Here is a 20,081-nt window from a genome sequence, read left to right as displayed (position 1 = left end):
AAAGATGCCGCTCCAGGTGAGAGCGGCTCTTTATCTCTGGATTACACGCCCTGGGGCATCACTTCACTGTTCCCATGCCGTTGACGGCGGTGGAACACTCCTGAAGACACGCTCTGTCCGGACGATGCCGCCTTTGGCATCAAAGGTTCGATCACTCCACTCCTGGACAAAAGACCAACCGGCAGGAAGATGCAGATCATACGTTACTGTTGATCCGTTCTCCTTGTTGATGACCTGACCCACGACATCTACATTATCGGAGGCATAAACGAGATGGTTTACACTGGCTATCTTGAAGAGGTCTATCGGTTTCGGTGCTTTAACCTCTTCGCCATTGATAAACGCTTCGCCGTGATCTCCATTTGTGACAGTATAAAAGGCTGGAGACTTTAACCATAGTGCTTCTGGGTTAGAAATGGTTATTTCGCAAACATCGTAAGTACACATATCTTTGTAGGGCACGGTCAAGGAAAGCGGCAAGGCATATTCATCCAGCATCTTTTTGTCATTGGAAAAGTTCAGGGTAAAGTTGCCATTGGCGTCGATTTTACCCGTCACCAGTTTGTCGCCTTCGTCTTCTCCCAAAATTCCTACAGTTTTGACACCCTTCTTCCAACCCTGAACCTTCCCAGAGTAGGTGGTCAGTCCTTTGCGCTCCTTGGCTGGTCCCTCCCAGCCACCCAGCGCTTGGGCGACCAGGGCTGAACTCAACGCGCAAGCAGCCACGCCAGCAACTTTCATCCTCACTCCACAAAACTAGCACTTGAGGTGCCCGCTCTGGTCAGCAAATGCGGTGCAGCGCCAGCGTCTTTCGAATCTCTTGCGCCCTCGGAAACACGTTCACACGGATGTGCTTTTCGCTTGGAAAGGCTTGGTCTAAACGCTCTAGCCTTCCAGCGTCTCCCGCAGCCGCCCCACGTTCAGCTCCCGCGCCGCCCCATCCAGCACCACCTCCCCGCCGCGCAGGGCCACCACCCGCTGCCCCAGGGCCAGGGCTTCTTCCAGGTTGTGCGTGACGAAGACCACCGTGACCTTCTGGGACCACCAGATGCCCAGCAGTTCGTCGGAGAGGGCCGTGCGGGTGCGGTCGTCCAGCGCGCTGAACGGCTCGTCGAGCAGGAGCAGCTGGGGTTGCACGGCCAGGGCGCGCGCGAGGCTGACGCGCTGGCGCTGGCCGCCCGACAGCTCATGCACGCGGCGCGGGCCGTAGCCGCCCAGGCCGACCAGCCGGAGCGTGTCCTCCACGCGGGCGTCGCGCCCGGCGCGGGGGAGGCGCTGGCGTTCCAGACCAAAGGCGACGTTGCCGGCGACCGTGCGCCAGGGAAACAGGGCGGCTTCCTGCTGCACCAGCGTCAGGCGCGGGTCGGGGCCGCGCACGGCCGTCTCACCCAGGCGAATCTCGCCCACCTGGGGCCGCAGAAAGCCCGCCAGCAGCGACAACAGCGTGCTTTTGCCGCTGCCCGAGGGGCCGACCACGCACAGGAACTCGCCCGCATTCACTTGCAGGCTGAGGGGACCGAGGCCCGCGTGGCCGCGCCCGTAGCGGTACGTCACGCCGTCCAGGGTCAGGCTGACGCCCTGCGGAGCCGTGGCAGCAGTCGTGGCCGGGTGGGTCATCGTGGCGGTCACTGTACACCTCTCATTGGGGTACCTCCAGGCCGTAGTCGCGGCGGACGCGGGCTTCCAGCGCCCGCAGCAGCGCGTCGAACAGGCCGCCGATGGTCCCGATAATCAGAATGGTGGCGATCACCAGCGCCATGTTCGCGGTGTTGCGCCCCACTTCCAGCTGCGACCCCAGGCTGGCGCTCGCGCTGACCAGCAGTTCGCCGCCGACCAGCGCGCGCCAGGCAAAGCTCCAGGCGGTGCGCAGTCCGGTCAGGATGCTGGGCACGGCGCTGGGCAGCAGCACCCCGGTCGTGAGGCTCAGGCCGCGTGCCCCCAGCGTCCGCCCCGCCACCCGCAGCGCCGGGGGCACGTTCATCAGCGCCCCCGACACCGCCAGCGCGACCGGGATGAAGCCTTCCAGAATCACCACGAACAGCACCGCGCGTTCGTTCAGGCCGAAAAACAGGATGGCAAAGGGCACGAAGGCGATGGAGGGCACGCTCTGAATCCCGGTGAGGTAGGCCCCGACCGTCTCGCGCAGGGGCCGCCACGCGCCCATCAGCAGGCCGACCACGCCGCCCAGCAGCACGGCGGCGGCGTAGCCCAGCAGCACCCGCCGCAGGCTGTTGCCGATGGCCGAGAGCAGTTTGCCGTCCTGCGGTCCACTGCCCCACAGGCCGTAACTGATCTCGGTCCAGACCGCCTTCGGGCTGGGGAACACGTAGGGCGGATAGAGCTTCAGCACGTCGGTGACCAGCCACCACAGGGCCAGCAGCAGCGCGAGGCCGGCCAGTTGCCAGGCCAGCGTTCGCCAGCGGGAGGAGCGGCGGCGGGTCGGGGCCGTATCCAGTGCGGGGGAAGTGGTGGTCATGGGGTCACTTCTTCAGGAAATTCGGATTGAGAAAGGTCTTGAGGTCCGGGACGCTGCGGGCATATCCGGCCTCGACGTTCAGCGCCGCGTACTCGTTCAGGGCGTTCAGGTCGAGGCTGGTCGTGAAGCGTGTGCGCGTCATCGCCCGTTGCAGCACCCGCAGGTCCAGTTTCTGCCCGGTCAGCTTCTCCAACTGGCGGTTCACGGCGGTCTGGGCGGCAGCGGGATTCCTGTTCAGAAAGGCGACCGCATCCGAGTGCGCCTTCAGAAAGGCCGTCACGAGTGCCGGATTGGCCTGCGCGAACTTCGCGTTCACGATCACGACGGTGGTCGGGTACTGTCCGCCGCGCCACACGGTCTTCTCGCTGCCGATCACGCGGTGCCCCTGTGCCTCCAGGGCCGCGCCCCAGGGTTCGGGCACCAGCGCGGCGTCCACCCGCCCGGCGGCGAAGGCGGCCAGGACATCGGCGGGCGGAACGGGCGTCACGTTCACGTTGCCGCCGTCCGCCTGGGCTTTCAGGCCCTGCTCCTTCAGCAGGTGCCGCAGGCTGATGTCCTGCGTGTTGCCCAGGCTGGGCACCGCGACCCGTTTCCCGGCCAGGTCCTTGTAGGTTTTGATCCCGCTGTCCCGCCGCGCGATCAGCCCCGCGCCCGCCTCGCTCGCCCCCGCGACGATCTGGAGGGGCATGCCGCGCGTGGCCGCGTTGATCGCCGGTCCCGGGCCGACGTAGGCGAGGTCGATCTGGCCCGCCGCGAAGGCTTCCATCAGGGTGGTGCCGGAAACGAACTCGCGGGCGTCCAGTTTCGCGCTGCCCAGCGCCTTCTGGAAGATGCCCCGTTCCAGCCCGACCAGCGCGGGCGCGTGCGTCAGGTTGGGAAAGTAACCGAGGCGGACGGTCGCAGGGTTCTGCGCCTGGGCGGAGGTGGCGAGCAGGGCGGCGGTCAGCAGACTGAGGATTCGGGTCATTCGTTCCTCCAGAGGGTTGAAGTCAGTGAACACGGTCCCGGTGAGGGCCGTGCGTGCCTGAGATGGAGGCGAAATTAACCCTGGGCGGCGTAGGCTTCGCGCAGCACCTCGGCCACCTCGGGGCGGGTGAACTCGGCGGGCAACGCTTCCCCGGCGCGCAGCTTCTCGCGGACCCGGGTGCCGCTCAGGACCAGGTGATGCTCGCGGCCGTGCGGGCAGGTGCGCGGGCTGACCAGTTGCCCGCACGCGCCGCAGTAGAAGGTGTGCTCGAACTTCAGAATCTTGATGCCCAGTTCTTCACCGCTGAAGTTCCCGAAGATCTCCTGCGCCTCGTAGGTGCCGTAGTAGCTGCCGACGCCCGCATGGTCACGGCCCACGATGAAGTGCGTCACGCCGTAGTTCCGCCGCGAGAGCGCGTGCAAGATCGCCTCACGCGGTCCGGCGTAGCGCATGGCGGCGGGGTACACACTCAGCAGCGTGCGGGCCTGCGGGTAATAGCTGTCCAGCAGCACCTCATACGCCTTCACGCGGGTGGCGGCGGGCACGTCGTCGCCCTTGGTCTGCCCGACCAGCGGGTGCAGCAGCAGGCCGTCCACCAGTTCCAGCGTGACCTTGTGCAGGTACTCGTGCGCGCGGTGAATCGGGTTGCGCGTCTGGAACGCCACGCTGGTGCGCCAGCCACGCGCCTCGATCACCTCGCGCACCTCCAGAGGCGTGCGGTGGTGGCGCGGGAAGTTGCCGCGCGGCACCTCGAACAGCGTGACCGGCCCGGCCAGATTCACGTCACCCTGGGCGTAGAGCGCCGCCACGCCGGGGTGGGCGGGGTCCTCGGTGCGGTACACCTCGCGCGCTTCCAGGCTCTTGCGGGCGCTGTAGCGTTCCTGCACGTCCAGCGTCCCGACCACCTCGCCGCCGCGCGTCAGCACGACGCGGCCCGTGTACAGTCCGGCCTCCTCCCGCGCCACCGGCAGGGTAATCGGGATGCTCCAGGGCGTGCCGTCCGCCAGCCGCAGGCGTTCGATCACACTCAGGTAATCGGCCTCGCCCAGAAAGCCGGTCAGTGGTGAATACGCGCCGGTTGCCAGCATTTCCAGGTCGGCGGAGGAGCGGTCACTCAGCTCCAGCCGGGGCAGGCCCTTCAGTTCGGCGGGGTCGAAGTCGTGGCCGGGTCGCCCCACGCGGTTCACGAGGGTGCCGCCCAGGGGCGTGGGAAGAAGAAGGGGGGAGGAGGTGGGCAGGGTCGTCATGAGCAGCCTCGCAGAAAAAGAAGTGGATGAAGTTGGTCAACTTTTGGGGAAAGAGAAAGGTCAGGGAAAGCAGGCGCGGTCTTACAGCTTGTTGTCCCCGGCCCACAGCCCGCACTCGGTCTTGCCCTGGCCCGCCCAGCGGCCCGCGCGGGCGTCCTCGCCGGGCCGGACGGCGCGGGTGCAGGTCCAGCAGCCGACGCTCAGGAAACCGTCGAAATACAGCGGATTGACGGGGAGGTCGTGTTCGGCGGCGTAGGCTTCCAACCGCTCGCGGGTCCAGTGGGCCAGGGGGTTGATCTTCACGCGCTCTCCGCCGGCCTCCACAAAGGGAATGTCGGCACGGGTGGTGGCCTGATCGCGGCTGCGGGCGTTCAGCAGGGCGGACGGGGCCTTTTCGCGCAGGTAGGTCTGGAGGGGCGCGACCTTGCGGACGGCGCAGCAGGCGTCCGGGTCGCTGGCGTACAGGTCGGGCGGCGTCTGCCCGTCTTCCGGATGTGCCCCGCCCTGAAGGGTCACGAAGGTCATCCCGGGGTATCTGGCGGCGAGGCGGTCGCGGGTCGCCAGCGTCTCGGGAAAGTGGTAGCCGGTGTCCACGAACACCACCTCACCCCGGTAGCCCGCCCGCGCCGCGAGGTCGAGCAGCACCACGCCGTTCAGGTTAAAGGCGCTCGGCATCCGCAGGTCGGGGTGCTGCTCAAGCGCCCAGCGGATCACGTCGAGGGGATCGGTGTCGGGGGGAAAGGCGGGGCTTCTGCGCTGTTCTGCTGGCTGGTGCGGTGTCCCCGGCGTTGTCCGTGGGGCTACAGCCCGGCTGGGGGCCGGAGATGGGGCCTCCAGCGCGGTCATGCCCCATACCCTAGGTGCGCGAGCAGCGCCGTCAGGCCCTCGTCCACGCTGATGCGGTCCGTTCTCAGGTGCAGGTCCGGATTCCGGGGAGCCTCGTAGGGGTCCGAGACGCCCGTGAAGTGTGCAATCTCGCCCGCCAGCGCCCTCAGGTACAGCCCCTTCACGTCGCGCTCAGTCACGACCGAGAGCGGAGCGTCCACGTAGACCTCGGTGGGGTTGGGGAGGGCGGACAGCACCTCGCGGCGGGTGGCCTCATAGGGGCTGATCGCACTGACGAGGACCGTCACGCCGTGCCGGGCGAGCAGGCCCGCCACAAAGGCGATGCGGCGCACGTTGGTGTCGCGGTCTTCCCTGGAAAATCCCAGCCCCTTGCTGAGGTTCTCGCGCACGGCGTCGCCGTCGAGCAGTTCGGTCGCCACGCTGCGTGCCGTCAGTTCGGCGTGCAGGGCACTCGCCAGGGTGCTTTTGCCCGCGCCGGACAGCCCGGTGAACCACACCACGCGGCCCGTGCCGACCTCAGGACGGTTCAGCGTGGCGGTCATGCCGTCACGACCTCCCGGACCGGGGCCAGCAGCGCGTCGGGCGTGAAGCGCTCGTGCCCCACCCGGTCGGCGTACTCCACGAAGCTCTCGCCGGGAAGCTTACCGCTGCGGAAGTCCGAGAGGACGGCTTCTGTGTACTCGTTCAGGCGGACGGCGGGCACGAACCCCTTGAGCTTGGTGCCGGTGCGCTGGGCCTCCCCGATGCTCCCGGCCAGGTGGACGTTGTACACCTCTTCCTCGCCGCCCGTCTCCTTGTTGGCCCGCAGCGCCCCCATGAAGCCCAGGTCCGCCACCTGGTAGCGCGTGCAGGCGTTCGAGCAACCCGTCAGGTTGATGGTGAAGGGCACGTCCAGATCGCTGAACTTCGCCTCGATGTGGTCCACCAGATTCGCGGTGCGGGCCTTGGTTTCGGTCAGGGCCAGGCGGCAGAACTGCGTGCCGGTGCAGGCGATGGTGGTGCCGCGCAGCGTGGTCCGGGGGGCGAGGTCGAGCGCGGCGAGTTCGGCGCTCAGCGCGGCCACGTCCTCGGTCTTCACGTGCGGGATCATCATGTTCTGGAAGGCGGTGGTCCGCAGCACGCCCTGGCCGTAGCGGTCGGCCAGGTCCGCGAGCTTCCGCGCCTTGAAGGGGTCGATGCGGCCCACCGTCGTCGCCACGACCACATAATTCAGGCCGTCTTTCTGGGGCTGCACGCCCAGCACGTCGTTGCCGCCGAAGCGGGCGACCGGGGCGGGGGGACCGTCGCGCAGCGGGCGGCCCAGGTATTCGGTTTCCACGATCTCCCGGAACTTCTCCGGGCCGATGTCCTTGATCAGGAACTTCAGGCGGCTCTTCTTGCGGCTGACGCGGTAGCCGTGGTCGCGGTAGGCGGCGGCGATCGCGCGGCCCACCTCCACCACTTCCTCCGGCCGGACGAACACGCCCAGCCGCCGGGCGAGGTGGGCCACCGCGCCCAGGCCGCCGCCCACCCACACGTCGAAACCGACTTCACCCCCGACCTCGTGCGCCAGAAAGCCGATGTCGTTGATCAGGTGAATGCCTTCGAGTTCGGGCGTGCCGGTCAGGCTGATCTTGAACTTGCGCGGCAGGTCCTGAAAGTCGGGGTTGCCGCTGAGGGTGCCTTCCATCGCGGCGGCGATGGGGCGCACGTCGATCACCTCGCGGGCGTCCAGCCCGGCCAGCGGCGAGGCGATCACGGCGCGCACCGTGTCCCCGCAGGCCCCCTTGGTGTGCAGGCCCACCGGTTCCAGCCGCTCGAAAATCTCGGGCACGTTCTCGATCCGCAGCCAGTGGAACTGGAAGGCCTGGCGGTCGGTCACGTCCAGAAAGCCGCGCCCATAGTCCTCCGAGATGCCCGCCACCACGCGCAGTGTCTCGGAGCTGAATTCGGCGGTGGGTACCTTCACGCGCATCATCAGGTAGCCGTCTTCCTGGGGCCGCTGCGGATACACGCCCGCCCACTTCAGCAGGTCGGTGTGGTCGGGATTCACAAAGCCCTGGGCGGCATACTGCGGGATCAGGTCGAAAATCCGGAAGGGGGGCACTTCTTTTTTCAGGGCTTCGAGGTCGCTCATGGGGTCGCTCCGTGACGGTGTGGGAAGGCGGGAGGCAGCCGGGCCGGAAAGGTCAGCGACATCGCCGCGACATTCGGGACTGGAACAGCCGGGCAGGGGCGAGAGCGGGCCGGAAGATCATTGACAAAAAAGGTAATCTTTTATGACTGACAAAACAAGTCAACTGCTGCGGGTTGTCTTGATGACCTGCCTGAACCTGCTGGTGTGGGCACCGAAGCCGGCCACACGGGTGGGGAGAGCCTCAGGACCCGCGCGCTCCCCCTGCCCGGACGCCTCACGCATTCGGCTTCAGCAGATGCCCCAGACAGTGCCCGTAGCTGACGCCCTGGCGCGCATCGGTCACCAGGTCCTCCACGCTGAATTCCTGCAACACGGCCAGCATCGCGTCCCGCATCCGGGTGTAGACGGTGGCGCGGACGTGGCAGCGGTCTTCTTCCACGCACGGCTCGTGCCAGTTGAGGCTGATGCACGAGAGGGGCGCGACCGGGCCGTCGATGGCGCGCACCACCTCGCACAGCGAGATCAGCCGGGGCTTGCGGGCCAGCGCGTACCCGCCGCCGATGCCCTTCTTGCTCTTCACGATGCCTTTGGCCGTCAGCGCGGCCAGAATCCGGACCAGATAGGGGCGGTGGACGCCGGTCGCCTCGCTGACCTCCTCGCTGGACACCCAGCGCGTCAGCTCCTGCGTGCCCAGAAAGCCCAGGGCCTGAAAGGCGTAGACGTCGGTGGCGGACAGGCGCATGCGAGGAGGCTACCAGCTTCCGGCGACCGGCGACCAGCCGGGGGGGAGCCTGGCGGGCGGCTGGCCGCTTACCCGCCGAAGCGCCCGCGCAGGTAGTCCAGCGCCACCGGGTCGAAGTGTCCGCCCGGCACCCAGCGTTCCTCCAGATTCTCGGTGCCGTACAAGGCCCAGGCCGCCGCCTCGGTGTCGGCGTCCCAGGGACCGGCGGGAAGAGAGGTCGCATAGTCCTCGTAGATCAAGAGGGCGCGCAGCCATTCCAGTTCCTCCACGGTCAGTTCGCGCGTGGTCCGGGGCCGCCCGAACAGCAGGTCGTGGAGGCCCAGCAGCCGCTCCAGCTCGGTGCAGGGGCCAGGGTGGTCGTCGGCCCGCAGGTTCACCCAGTCGTCCGTGAGGCCGCCGTATCCGCGTCCCGGCCCCACGCACAGTAGGGCTGCGGATTGCCGCCCGCGTTTGTCCCCGCCCGCCGCGTCCCCGGCCTGGAGCGCCCGCAGCAGCCGGTGGGGGAGGGGCCGGCCCTCTGCCGCGTCCCACGCCTCCAGCATCGCCGCCACCACCTCCGGCCCGGTCAGGATGTTGCCCTGAACCGCCACGTTTTCCCGCGCCGCGCCCCCCGCCCACGCATGGCACGCCCCGCCGCTGAAAGTCACGCTGCGCCCGTCCGCCCCCACGAGGCCGAATTGCCGCTGCTGGATGTCGGTATCGGTCGCCTGGAACTGCGCGGCCACCTCCTGCGGGGAACAGCCTTCGGAAAGAAGCCGCAGCCCGTCCGGCCCGAAGTTCGGATTCACGTAACTTTGTGTGGCGACCGCCCCCACGCCCGCCCGTGCGAACGGGACCAGCGCGCCCACCGCCAGAAACTTGCTCGCCACCGCCACGCCCAGGTCGCCGGTCAGCGGGTCGCGGCCCACGATGGAAAAGGTCATGGGAAAAGGTAGCAGCTCTGCCCGGTTGATTCTTGCGAACCCGCGCCATCTGGGCTTACCCTCCCCCGGATGCCCCCTGCGCCGCTCCTGCAAGCCTGCCTGAACGGCAACCGTCCGGCGGGCAGCCACCCGGCCCTGCCCGTCTCGCCGGATGAACTGGCACGGGAGGCGCGGCGGAGCGTGGCGGCAGGTGCCGGGGCGCTGCACCTGCATCCCCGGGATCACCGGGGCCGCGAAACGCTGGACGCGGCGGCGGTCGCGGCGGCGCTGAATGCCGTGCGTGCGGCCTGTCCCGGTGTTCCCGTCGGCCTCTCCAGCGGCTTCTGGATTCTGCCGGACGTCGCGGGTCAACTGGCCGCCGCCCGTGCCTGGACGGTGCGCCCCGACTTCGTGTCGGTGAACTGGCACGAATCCCACGCCGTTCCCCTGGCGGGAACGTTGCTGGAACTGGGCATTGGCGTGGAGGCGGGAATCTGGACGGTGGAGGCGGCGCGCGCCTTCCTGCGCTGGCCCCGGCGAGACGAGGCGCTGCGTGTGCTGGTGGAACTTCCGGACCGGGAAGACACGCTGCCGGACGCGGCCCGCATTCTGACCCTGCTGGACGGGACCAGGGTCAGGCCGCCCCGCCTGCTGCACGGGGAGGGCCGCAGCGCGTGGCCCCTGCTGCATGAGGCGGCCCGCCTGGGCCTGTCCACCCGCACCGGCCTGGAGGACACCCTCGCCCGGCCGGACGGCACGCCCGCTCTGGATAACGCCGACCTCGTGCGGGCGGCGCGGGCCGTGTTAGCCTCGCCCGGATGACGTTCGCCGCTGCCGTGACCGACCGCACCCGCCGCCTCCAGACCCGGCTGTGCGTGGGCCTTGATCCCCGCGTCAGCCCCTACCGCGACGCGGCGCACCTGCGCGCGCACACGCTGGACGTGCTGGAGGCCACCGCCCCTTTTGCCGCCTGCGTCAAGCCGCAACTCGCCTTTTTCGAGGCGCTGGGCCTGCCCGGTTTCGCGCTGCTGGAGGAAGTCTGCGCCGCTGCCCGCACGCTGGGCCTCCCCGTGATTCTGGACGGCAAGCGCGGCGATATCGGCTCCACCGCCGAAGCCTACGCGCGCGGCTGGCTGACGGGACCCCACGCCGGGGACGCGCTGACGGTCAATCCCTTTCTGGGTTTCGGGACCCTCGTGCCCTTCGTGGAAGCGGCGCGGGCGAACGGCGGCGGCCTCTTCGTCCTGGTCAAGACGAGCAATCCCGACCAGGGTGATCTCCAGGGCCAGGGCGTCAGCGAACGCGTGGCGGTGGAGGTCGCCCGCCTGAATGCGGAGGAAGAGGGCGAGTACGCCAGCGTCGGCGCAGTGGTCGGGGCCACACATGCGCAGGACCTCGCCACCTTCCGCGCGCTGATGCCGCGTGCGCTGCTGCTGCTGCCCGGCCTGGGGACGCAGGGGGCGGCGGCGGCGGACCTCGCCCCGGCCTTCCAGCCGGGTGGAACGGGTGCCCTCGCCAGCGCCAGCCGCGCCGTGCAGTACGCGGACGGGCTGGACGTGGCGGCGAGCCGGGCGGCGGCGCGGCGGCTCAGGGACGAACTGAACGCGGTGATGCCCTAACCTGCCCCCATGAAACTCGCTGAGGCCCTGATCGAGCGCGCCGACCTGCAAAAGCGGGCCGCGCAACTGGAAGCGCGCATTCTGGCGAATATGCAGGTGCAGGAAGGCGACCTTCCCGCCGAGGACCCCCTGCTGCTGCTGAACGAGTTTTTGACCGTCACGGCGGCGCTGGAAACCCTGCTGCCCCGCATCCACCGCGCCAACCTGACGACGGTGCTGGAGGGCGGCCTCACGCTGACCGAGGCCCTGACCCGCCGCGACCTGCTCGACCTGCGCCTGCGTGTTCTGCGCGGCATGGCGGAGGCCGCCACCCTGAAACAGACCCGCTACAGCAACAGCGAGGTGAAGATGGTGGCGGTGGTCCCCGCCCGCGACCTCCAGAAACAGGTGGACGCGCTGGCCCGTGACCGCCGCGAACTGGAAGCCCGCATCCAGCAGACCAACTGGTTGACCGACCTGCCGTAACTGGCGCAGAGTAGGCGTGGGGCGCGGGTGGCGGGCGGCAACCAACCCCGCGGCAGGGTCAAGCCGCAACCGCAGGGTGACGCGGGGCTGCGTCCGGGTTCGACTCCCGTTTCACAGGTCACGCCCAGCACGGTTCACTTTTCACCTCGCACACGTCACACCTCACGACCACGGTTGCGACGTTCCCCGCGCCCCCGAGGACGCCACTTCCCCCGCTGGAGGTGGCGTTCTTACTCTTCTCCCTCCCCGTGCGCTTCCCGCAATTTGCGCCACCGCTCGGCCACCCGCGCCTCCCAGCCCTCGCCGGTCGGTTCGTAGAGGTCAAGCTGCACGCCTTCGGGGAGGTAGTTTTGCCCGAAGCTGCCTTCCGGGTCGTCGAAGTAGTAGGCGTAGCCTTTGCCGTAGCCCTGCGAGCGCATCAGGGCGGTGGGCGCATTGCGGAGGTGAACCGGGACGGGCAAGGTTTCGCCTTCCCGCACGGCGTTGAGCGCGTTTTTCCAGGCCACGTAGACACTGTTGCTCTTGGGAGCCAACGCCAGGTATACGACCGCCTGCGCGAGCGCGAGGTCGCCTTCCGGGCTGCCCAGGAACTCGGCGGTATCGCGCGCGGCCACGCACAGCCGCAGCGCCTGCGGGTCGGCCAGGCCGATGTCCTCGGCGGCCATGCGGACGATGCGGCGGGCGACGTACAGGATATCCGCGCCCCCCTCAATCATGCGGGCCAGCCAGTAGAGCGAGGCGTCCACATGTGAGGCGCGCACGCTCTTGTGTAGCGCCGAGATCAGGTTGTAGAAGTCCTCGCCGTTCTTGTCCATCGCGGGAAGGTGCTTGCCGAACGCCTCCGTGACCGCTTCCGGCGTCACCGGGTTGGCGAGGGTGGCCGCCACCTCCAACGTTCCCAGCGCCCGCCGCGCGTCCCCCTCCGAGAGCCGGGCGAGCAGGTCCAGCGCCTCCCCGGCAGCCGTGACCCCCGGCAGCCCGCGCGGGTCCGAGAGCGCCCGGTCCAGCAGGCCGCGCACCTCCTCCTGCGTCAGCGCCTCCAGCACCAGCGTCCGCGCCCGCGAGCGCAGGGCCGGATTCACCTCGAAACTGGGATTCTCGGTGGTCGCGCCGATCAGGGTCAGCAGGCCGGATTCGACGTGGGGCAACAGCGCGTCCTGCTGGGCCTTGTTGAAGCGGTGAATCTCGTCCAGAAAGAGGATGGTGCGCTGGCCCCTGGCCTTCAGGCGTTCGGCTTCCGTCACCGCCTCGCGCACGTCCTTCACGCCCGCCGACACCGCCGAGAGCGCGATGAAGTGCGCGCCGACCTCCGCCGCCAGCAGCCGCGCCAGCGTGGTCTTGCCCACGCCCGGCGGCCCCCACAGGATCAGCGACCCCAGCCGCCCCGACGCCAGCACCCGCGTCAGCGGTTTGCCCGGCCCCAGCAGGTGAGACTGGCCCACCACCTCGGCCACGGTGCGCGGGCGCAGGCGTTCGGGAAGGGGAGCGGGGGGATCGAAGAGGGTCACGGGAGGGAGGATAGCGGGGGAGGAGCCTGTGGCATGTGGCCTGTGGCTTGTCGATGAGCCAACGCTCTGGGCTTCTCCTCTTTCTCCTCTGCGTTTCTCCTCTGCGCGCTGCCAGTCTGTGCGCTGCCAGCGACAGGCTGCACGCCCTATCCTGCCCCCATGATCTCTGCCCCCGACCCCGCTGAACGTTATGTCCGCCTTGCCCACGCCATCGATGCCCACTCCGAGGGCTTTATAGACGGCTACGGCGGTCCCCGAGCGTGGGCCGACCGGACGCGGCGCGACCCCGCCGAACTCCGCGCCGAGGTGGGCGCGCTGCTGGACGAGGTGGCCGGGGTGGAGGACGCCGCGCGCCGGACCTTCCTGACCGTGCAGGTGCGGGCGATGCAGACCATGACCCGCCTGCTGTCGGGCGAGACGCTGCCCTACGCGGAGGAGGTGCGCGGCCTGTACGACATCGACCCCGTGCGGACGGATACGGTGGAGCTGGAGACGGCGCTGGCGGCGCTTAACGCAGTGCTGCCCGGCTCCGGCCCCCTCACCGAGCGCGAGGAGGCGTTGCGGGCACGGGTGGTCGTTCCTAGAGAAGACATCCTGCGGGTGGCGCAGCCGATTCTGGCCGTGCTGCGCGAACGGACGCGCCAACGCTTCGGCCTGCCGGACGGCGAGGACTTCTCCATCGGGCTGGTGCAGGACAAACCCTGGGGCGGGTACAACTGGCCGCTGGGGAATCTGAAAAGCCGGATCGACCTCAACACCGACCTCCCCGTGCTGCTGCCGGGTCTGCCCGACCTGCTGGCCCACGAGGGTTACCCCGGCCACCACACCGAACACGCGACCAAGGAGGCGCGGCTGGTGCGGGGGCGCGGCTGGCAGGAACACAGCATTCAGCTGATCAATGCGCCCGAGTGCGTGGTCAGTGAGGGCGTCGCCGTGAACGCCCGCGCCGCCCTGATGGACCGCGAGGAGCTGGAAGCGTGGCTCACGGGCGAACTGGCGGGCCTGGCCGGGCTGGACCCGGACGACCTGCGGGCGTACCTGGCCGCCAGCCGCGCCCGCGAACACCTGAAGAACGTCAGCGGCACGGCGGCGCTGATGCTGCACGAAGGCGGCGCGCCGGAGGCCGAGGTGCTGGCCTTTTTGCAGCGCTACGGCGTGATGGGCGAGGAGCGCGCCCGCCAGAGCCTGCGCTTCATCTCGCAGCCCAACTTCCGCGCGTACATCTTCACCTACAGTGTGGGCGGCGATCTGGTGGAGCGGTGGATGGGGCAAGGCGCCCAGAACTTCGCGCACCTGCTGCAAGAGCCCGTCACGCCCGGCCAGCTCCGCGAGGCGGCAGCCCCGGCCTGAACCCCGCACAATAGCCGCATGGACTTTCAGACCCAGGTGGAACACGAGGGCTTTCCCGCCGGAGCGCAGGTCACCACCTACGAGGAACCCGCCGGCCGCGTCTTCCGCGTGACGCGGGGAGCAGGTGCCCTGGAAATCCTGCTGACCGGGGACGCCGTCAAGATCTACGGCGAGGGACCGACCCGCGCGCTGGTCCTGCAACGCCTGCGCGAGGCCGCCGAGGCCGGGTTGCCGCCGCTGGAAGCCGGGGGAGGGTGCGTGCGGCAGGTGTTTCTGGGGGACTGATACGAATTCCGGTTGAACAGTGACAAAAACTGTTCAACCCGAGCGGAGCGAGCCGGAAAGAGACGGTTGCCGGGAAAGGCGTTATCGAAGCGGCGCTTTCTCGCTTCGATAACGGATTGGACGGAAACCGTCTGAGCGTCGGAGGCGGGGGTTTTACCCGTGCTGCCCGAACAGGTCCTGGAGTGCCGTCCGTGCCGCCCAGAACCCGCTCATCCCGTGAATGCCGCCGCCCGGGGGTGTGGCGCTGCTGCACAGGTACACGCCGCGCACGGGTGTCCGGTACGGGGTGGCGGTGGGCACGGGCCGCGCGAGCAGGCCCCACAGGTCGCCCCGCCCGCCGTTCACGTCGCCGCCCTGAAAGACCGGGCTGAAGGCCTGAAGCTGCCGCGCGTCCGTCGTGGTGCGGGCCAGCACCCGGTCGCGGAAGCCAGGGGCGGCCCGCTCAATCTGTCGCTCAATGGCCTCGGCGTAGGTGTCCGGTGTGCCGGGCGGCACGTGCGCGTAGGCCCAGAGGGTGTGGTGTCCTGCCGGCGCGCGGCTGGGGTCGAACAGCGTGGGCTGGGCGGCCAGCACATAAGGCCGCTCCGGGGCCACGCCCCGCGCCACGCTCGCTTCTGCCCGGGTGATAGCTTCCAGCCCGCCCCCGAGATGCACGGTTCCGGCCCGCCTCAGCGCGGGGTCGCGCCAGGGCACCGGGCCGCTGAGGGCGTAGTCGAGTTTCAGCAGGCCGGGGCCGTAACGGTAGCGGCGCAGCCAGGCGCGGTAGGCGGGTGTGGCCCGGCGGCCCAGGATGTCCAGCAGCACGGCGGGGCTGGAATCCACCAACACCGCGCGGGCCGGGGGGAGGTCACGGGCCGAGCGCACCTCTGCCCCCGTCTCCAGCTCCCCACCCAGAAACCGCAGGTAGGCCGCCAGCGCGTCCGCGAGTGCCTGTGCCCCGCCGCGCGGAAAGGGCCAGCTGGCCGCGTGGGCGAGCGTGCCCAGCATCAGCGCCGCCGCACCCGAGCCGAGTGCCGTGAGGGGCAGATTCGCGTGCGCGGCCAGCCCCGCCCAGGCGGCCCGCGCTTCCGCCGTTCTCAGAAGCCGCGCCGTGAGGGTGGCGGGAGGCAGGCCGCGCACCCCGAACCGCGCCAGCGTCAGCGGGTGCCGGGGCAGGCGGGGCAGCGGCCTGAGTACGTCGTCCAGCAGGCCGCGCCAGTCGGCCACCAGCGGCCCGAAGAGGGCCAGCCATCCTTCGGCATCCACCCCGAAGCTCCGCGCCGTTGCCGTTAGGTCGCGTTCCACGACTACGCCCGTTCCGTCCTCCAGCACGTGGCCGAAGGGAGCGTCCGGCTGCACCCATTCCAGCCCAAAAGCGTGCAGCGGCCATTCCCGGAAGGCGGGCGAGGCAAAGCCCAGCGGATGAACCGCGCTTCCCATATCGTGAACGAAGCCGGGCAGCGTGAGTGCCGCGCTGCTCAGCCCCCCGCCGACCCGTGAGTGCCGTTCCAGCACCCGCACCCGCAGGCCCGCCCGCGCGAGGGTCACGGCGGCGGCGAGGCCATTAGGGCCAGCTCCGACGATCACGGCGTCCAGGGAAGGGGAAGGCATGGGGGGAGCATACCTGGCCCTGCCTTCTTTTCCGCCTGCTTTGCCCTGCCCGTGGCCGCCCGCTGCCTCCTTCCGGCGCTACACTCCCCCTGATGGAGCTTGGCGCGACCCTCAACGACCGCTACGTGCTGCGCTCCCTGCTGGGCGAGGGCGGCAGCGCCCAGGTCTACCGCGCCTATGACCCCCGCCTCGACCGCGAGGTGGCCGTGAAGGTTCTGCATCCCCACCTGCCCGACGGCGACCGCGCCCGCTTTCTGCGGGAGGTGCGGACGCTGGCCCGCCTGACGCATCCCGGGGTGGTCCCGGTGCTCGACCTGGGCGAGACGCAGGAGGCGGGCGGGGCGGTGCGCGCCTTTTTCACCATGCCGCTGCTGACGGGCGGCCCGGTCACGGCGCTCGGCCCGCTGGAGGACGCGCCGGGGCCGCTGGCCCAGTTCCTGACGGCGGCGGCTTTTGCGTCCCGCGCCCTGGGGTACGTCCACGCGCAGGGCATCGTCCACCGCGACCTGACGCCCGGAAATGTCCTGCTCGACGGGGCCAGGTTGCCGCGCATCATGGATTTCGGGCTGGTGGCGCTGAGTGAGCATTCGCGCCACCTCACCCGCAGCGGCGTGACGCTGGGGACGCCCGCCTACATGGCCCCCGAGCAGGCGCGCGGCGTGGGCGTGGGGCCGCGCAGCGACCTCTATGCGCTGGGGGCGGTGCTGTACCGGGTGGCCTGCGGCTCGCCGCCCTTCGTGGGCGACAGCGACCAGAGCGTGCTGTTCCAGCATGTGTACGAGGAGCCTGCCGACCCGCGCGACCTGAACCCGGCCGTCCCCGACGCCGTGGCGCGGGTGCTGCTGGCCCTGCTCGCCAAGAAGCCGGAGGACCGCCCGGAAAACGGCGAGGCCGCCGCGCACCTGTGGGCGCTCGCCCGGCGGGACGTGTGGGCCGAACACGTGCGCGGCCAGTACCGGGGGGGCCGCGCACGCACCGGCGAACACCCCGACGGTCCCGCCCGCGTGGAGGGGTTGCGCGAGGTCTGGAGCGTCCCCCTCCCCGGCGAAGTGACGTGGCCTGCCGCCGTGGTGGGGGAAGGCGACCTGCTGGCGGTCGGCACACGCGGCGGACAACTGGTGCTGATGCACGCTTCGGGGCGGCCCTACGCGACCTACGCGGCCCGCGACGAGGTGACGGCCCCGGCGACCTTTCTGGACGGCCACATCCTGTACGGCGCGTGGGACGGCACCCTGCGGCGGGTGCGGTTGCAAGACGGGCAGGAGGGCTGGCAGCACCAGGCCCGCGCCGAGTTCACAGGTGCCCCGACCCTCTGGGGGGGCCGGGTGCTGGCCGCCAGCCGTGACGGCCACCTGCACGCGCTGAATGCCCAGACCGGCGAACTCGCCTGGGCCTACCGCGCGGGCGGCCCGGTCGCCGCCAGCCCTCTGGTGTGGGCGGGCGCGGCCCTGCTGTGCGACGAGAATGGCTGGCTGCACGCCCTCGACGCCCGCAGCGGCACGCCCCTCTGGAAAGTGGAGGTCGGCACCGTCCACGCCACCCCCACCCTGATGCCGACCGCGCCCGGCCAGGCCACCCTGATCGTGCCCACCTGGCCCGGCGAGGTCCATGCCCTGAGCCTGACGGCCGCCTCGGGCCGCGCTCAACTCGCTGCCCCCGATCCGACCCTCTGGACCTACGACGTGGAAGACGAGATCTGGGCCGCTCCCGCCGTCAGCCAGGGGCTGGTGATCGTGGCCGGCTGGGGCGGCACGGTGCGCGCCCTGCACCTCGCGGACGGCGAGGACGCCTGGACGCGCACCCTGGAGGGGCGCGTGACCGCCAGCCCCGTCGTCAGCGCGGGGCTGGTCTTCCTCGCCTCGGAGGCGGGCGAACTCGTCGCGCTGGACGTGCAGAGCGGGGCCGTGCGCTGGAGCGGCCGCGAGCGCGACGGCGTGCAGGCGACGCCGCTGGCCGCCGCTGGGACCCTCTACGTCGCTTTTATGAACGGCACGTTGCGGGCGTACCGCTGAGGAACCTGCGGCCGCCCGCCGTTCTTCTCATCCGGGGCTGAGGGTTGGGGGCGTCCGGCGGGCGTAGACTCCGAGCAGGACGCGCCCGCTCTCGCCCGCGCCCGTCAGGTTACGGAGGTAAGAACATGCCCAATATCGGACCCGGTGAACTCCTTGTCATCCTGCTGATCGCGCTGCTGGTGTTCGGCCCCAAGAAGCTTCCCGAACTCGGCAAGAGCCTGGGCGCAGGCATCCGCGAGTTCCGCAAGGGCACCCAGGGCCTCAAGGAGGAGCTGGAAGGCAGCTTCCGCGAGGCCCCTGCCCAGACCGCCGCGCCTGCCCCCGCCCAGACGATCACCGCCCAGGCCGTCGTGCCGCCCGTCGCCCCCGCGCAGGCCGTCACCCCAGTGGCTCCCCAGGCCGTGATCCCCCAGACCGTGACGCCGGCCCCGGCGACCCCGGTCAGTGACGACGTGCCGCGTTCCTGAAGCGGGTTTCTCCCGTTGCAGAGTGTCCGCCGGCTTCGCTGTGGCCCCTGTCTCCCTGTGCGGGGACGGGGGCTTGCCTCTACACCGTCCGCTCGGCTGTCCCTCACGTGCGGCCTCTAGGCTGCCCGAATGATGCGCCGCGTTGCCCTGTTGCCTGTGCTGCTGCTCGCTCCCTGCGCGGGGGCGCAGATTCTGGTGCCGCTCGATTCCCGACCGGCGACGCGGGTGCTGCCCGCCCTGATCGCGGGGCTGGAGGGCGGCCCGGTCCACGTGCCCGCCGCCGACCTGCTGGGCAACGCGGAGCGTGGGGCTGACGTGGCGGCGCTGACGGCCTGGCTGAACGCGCAGCCGACCGACCAGCCCCTGATCGCCGCACTGGACACCTTCGCGTACGGCGGCCTGGTGCAGTCGCGGACCAGCCCGCTGACGGTGCCCGAGGCCCTGGCCCGCCTCCAGCCGTTGCGGGACTGGCAGGCGCGGACGCGGCAGCCGGTCTACGCCTTCATCACCCTGCCGCGTGAGCCGGACGCCACCGACCGCGCGCGAAATCTGGTGGTGGTGCGGGAGATGCTGGGGTGGGCGCGCGACGGCGTGTTCAGGGAACTGCACGTGACCTGGGACGACGCCCTGCCCGGCAGCCCGGCCCCGGCGGAGGGCGCGGCGCTGGCCAAGGAAGCTCCTGCCAACGTGCGCGTCTACCCCGGGGCCGACGAGGTGCTGAGCATGCTGGCGGCCCGTGCCCTCGCCCCCGCCGAGCGGACGGTGCGGGTGGTGTACAGCGACCCGGCGAAGGCGCAGGCCGTGATCAGGTACGAGGGCATCCCCCTGACCCAGAGCGCGGCGAACCACGCGCAGGCCAGCGGCTTCCGGGTGGTGGAATCGGGACCGGCCGACCTGACCCTCTTCGTGTACAACGGCGGGGACGCGCGTCAGGCGGCGGTCCGCATCAGCGGCCTGCTGCGCCGGGGGCCGGTCGCCGTCGCGGACGTGGCGCAGGTCAACCTGGGCAACACCCGCCTGTGGACCGACCTCGCCACGCTGCGGCAGCACGCCAACCTGCGCGCGCTGGCCGCCTGGGGCACCCCGGGCAACAACCTCGGCACGGCGCTGGCGCACGCCCGCCTGTCGCTGGAAGGGGCCGACCCCGTGCGCCAGGACGCCCTGCTGGCCCGCGAATACGCCAACGACGTGATCTACAGCGCGGAGGTGCGGGCGGCGCTCCGCAAGGCCATCCCCGAAGACCAGCTCAATACCCCCGCCGGACAGGCCAGGCTGCTCGACCTCGCCCGCGCCTATTTTCCCCTGCGCGTCGGCCTGACCTACCGCCTGGAGGACGCGGCGCTGCCCTGGGGCCGGAGTTTCGAGTGGGACTTCGATCTGGAAGGGCACTGAGGGGGACACACTGATAGGGGCAGGGCCGGTCTGAGCCTAGGACGGCGCTCATAAGGGTTGCCGGGTGAGGGTATAGCCACACCGTTGAAACCAGCCC

20 protein-coding genes are annotated in these 20,081 nt (G+C 70.1%); 8 read left to right on the top strand and 12 right to left on the bottom strand.

The window, feature by feature from the left end:
• Positions 1 to 63: 63 nt before the first annotated feature.
• The 10 genes from DEIPH_RS19970 to DEIPH_RS15240 form a co-directional block, all read right to left on the bottom strand.
• The gene (locus tag DEIPH_RS19970; RefSeq protein ID WP_152544982.1) at positions 64 to 741 is read right to left on the bottom strand and encodes a hypothetical protein; all 678 of its coding nucleotides are present in this window, start codon (positions 739 to 741) and stop codon (positions 64 to 66) included.
• A 144-nt stretch (positions 742 to 885) separates the two neighbouring features.
• The gene (locus DEIPH_RS15280) at positions 886 to 1,629 is read right to left on the bottom strand and encodes an ABC transporter ATP-binding protein (RefSeq protein WP_034359775.1); all 744 of its coding nucleotides are present in this window, start codon (positions 1,627 to 1,629) and stop codon (positions 886 to 888) included.
• A gap of 10 nt (positions 1,630 to 1,639) precedes the next feature.
• Positions 1,640 to 2,476, bottom strand: a complete 837-nt coding sequence (locus DEIPH_RS15275) for an ABC transporter permease (protein ID WP_034359773.1) — start codon at positions 2,474 to 2,476, stop codon at positions 1,640 to 1,642.
• A gap of 4 nt (positions 2,477 to 2,480) precedes the next feature.
• Positions 2,481 to 3,443 (bottom strand): ABC transporter substrate-binding protein, encoded by a 963-nt coding sequence (locus DEIPH_RS15270; RefSeq protein ID WP_034359771.1) that lies wholly within the window; start codon positions 3,441 to 3,443, stop codon positions 2,481 to 2,483.
• A 74-nt stretch (positions 3,444 to 3,517) separates the two neighbouring features.
• A complete protein-coding gene (sat, locus tag DEIPH_RS15265; protein ID WP_034359769.1) occupies positions 3,518 to 4,690 on the bottom strand; it encodes a sulfate adenylyltransferase in 1,173 nt (390 codons plus the stop codon).
• A gap of 81 nt (positions 4,691 to 4,771) precedes the next feature.
• Positions 4,772 to 5,536, bottom strand: coding sequence for a phosphoadenylyl-sulfate reductase (locus DEIPH_RS15260; protein WP_034359767.1), 765 nt, complete (start codon positions 5,534 to 5,536; stop codon positions 4,772 to 4,774).
• On the bottom strand, positions 5,533 to 6,078 hold the full coding sequence (gene cysC, locus DEIPH_RS15255) for an adenylyl-sulfate kinase (protein ID WP_034359765.1): 546 nt from the start codon (positions 6,076 to 6,078) through the stop codon (positions 5,533 to 5,535). The genes DEIPH_RS15260 and cysC overlap by 4 nt, the downstream gene beginning before the upstream one ends.
• A complete protein-coding gene (locus DEIPH_RS15250) occupies positions 6,075 to 7,652 on the bottom strand; it encodes a nitrite/sulfite reductase (RefSeq protein WP_034359763.1) in 1,578 nt (525 codons plus the stop codon). The genes cysC and DEIPH_RS15250 overlap by 4 nt, the downstream gene beginning before the upstream one ends.
• Before the next feature lie 274 nt (positions 7,653 to 7,926).
• Positions 7,927 to 8,394, bottom strand: a complete 468-nt coding sequence (locus DEIPH_RS15245) for an Rrf2 family transcriptional regulator (RefSeq protein WP_034359761.1) — start codon at positions 8,392 to 8,394, stop codon at positions 7,927 to 7,929.
• Between the two features lie 68 nt (positions 8,395 to 8,462).
• A complete protein-coding gene (locus DEIPH_RS15240) occupies positions 8,463 to 9,317 on the bottom strand; it encodes a DUF1028 domain-containing protein (RefSeq protein WP_034359759.1) in 855 nt (284 codons plus the stop codon).
• A 69-nt stretch (positions 9,318 to 9,386) separates the two neighbouring features.
• Here DEIPH_RS15240 and DEIPH_RS15235 point away from each other — a divergent pair, with 69 nt between their 5' ends.
• From DEIPH_RS15235 to DEIPH_RS15225, 3 genes are read left to right on the top strand one after another with little or no spacing between them, the layout of a single operon-like run.
• Entirely contained in the window at positions 9,387 to 10,118 is a 732-nt protein-coding gene (locus DEIPH_RS15235) for a 3-keto-5-aminohexanoate cleavage protein (RefSeq protein ID WP_034359758.1), read from the top strand.
• Entirely contained in the window at positions 10,115 to 10,915 is an 801-nt protein-coding gene (pyrF, locus tag DEIPH_RS15230) for an orotidine-5'-phosphate decarboxylase (RefSeq protein WP_034359756.1), read from the top strand. Before DEIPH_RS15235 ends, pyrF begins: the two co-directional genes overlap by 4 nt.
• Positions 10,916 to 10,924: 9 nt before the next feature.
• Positions 10,925 to 11,380, top strand: a complete 456-nt coding sequence (locus DEIPH_RS15225; RefSeq protein ID WP_034359754.1) for a DIP1984 family protein — start codon at positions 10,925 to 10,927, stop codon at positions 11,378 to 11,380.
• A 230-nt stretch (positions 11,381 to 11,610) separates the two neighbouring features.
• Here the strand turns inward: DEIPH_RS15225 and DEIPH_RS15220 are convergent, their stop codons facing one another.
• A complete protein-coding gene (locus tag DEIPH_RS15220; RefSeq protein ID WP_034359752.1) occupies positions 11,611 to 12,888 on the bottom strand; it encodes a replication-associated recombination protein A in 1,278 nt (425 codons plus the stop codon).
• 159 nt (positions 12,889 to 13,047) lie between these two features.
• Here DEIPH_RS15220 and DEIPH_RS15215 point away from each other — a divergent pair, with 159 nt between their 5' ends.
• Entirely contained in the window at positions 13,048 to 14,238 is a 1,191-nt protein-coding gene (locus DEIPH_RS15215) for a DUF885 domain-containing protein (protein ID WP_034359750.1), read from the top strand.
• A gap of 18 nt (positions 14,239 to 14,256) precedes the next feature.
• Entirely contained in the window at positions 14,257 to 14,523 is a 267-nt protein-coding gene (locus DEIPH_RS15210) for a hypothetical protein (RefSeq protein WP_034359748.1), read from the top strand.
• 153 nt (positions 14,524 to 14,676) lie between these two features.
• Here the strand turns inward: DEIPH_RS15210 and DEIPH_RS15205 are convergent, their stop codons facing one another.
• A complete protein-coding gene (locus DEIPH_RS15205) occupies positions 14,677 to 16,113 on the bottom strand; it encodes a phytoene desaturase family protein (RefSeq protein WP_034359746.1) in 1,437 nt (478 codons plus the stop codon).
• Between the two features lie 92 nt (positions 16,114 to 16,205).
• On the opposite strand from DEIPH_RS15205, the gene DEIPH_RS15200 reads away from it, so the two are divergent.
• From DEIPH_RS15200 to DEIPH_RS15190, 3 genes are all read left to right on the top strand, one after another.
• Positions 16,206 to 18,125: a serine/threonine-protein kinase gene (locus DEIPH_RS15200; RefSeq protein WP_034359744.1), complete on the top strand. Its 1,920-nt coding sequence runs from the start codon at positions 16,206 to 16,208 to the stop codon at positions 18,123 to 18,125.
• A gap of 125 nt (positions 18,126 to 18,250) precedes the next feature.
• Positions 18,251 to 18,592, top strand: a complete 342-nt coding sequence (gene tatA / locus DEIPH_RS15195; RefSeq protein WP_034359742.1) for a twin-arginine translocase TatA/TatE family subunit — start codon at positions 18,251 to 18,253, stop codon at positions 18,590 to 18,592.
• A 132-nt stretch (positions 18,593 to 18,724) separates the two neighbouring features.
• Positions 18,725 to 19,984 (top strand): DUF4127 family protein, encoded by a 1,260-nt coding sequence (locus DEIPH_RS15190; protein ID WP_034359864.1) that lies wholly within the window; start codon positions 18,725 to 18,727, stop codon positions 19,982 to 19,984.
• Positions 19,985 to 20,081: the final 97 nt, after the last annotated feature.

Origin of the sequence: Deinococcus phoenicis (assembly GCF_000599865.1) — a bacterium.
In the GTDB taxonomy this organism is placed as follows: Bacteria; Deinococcota; Deinococci; order Deinococcales; family Deinococcaceae; genus Deinococcus; species Deinococcus phoenicis.
Note: the sequence above shows the minus strand (reverse complement) of the source record. Positions and strands in the feature narration are given on the sequence as shown.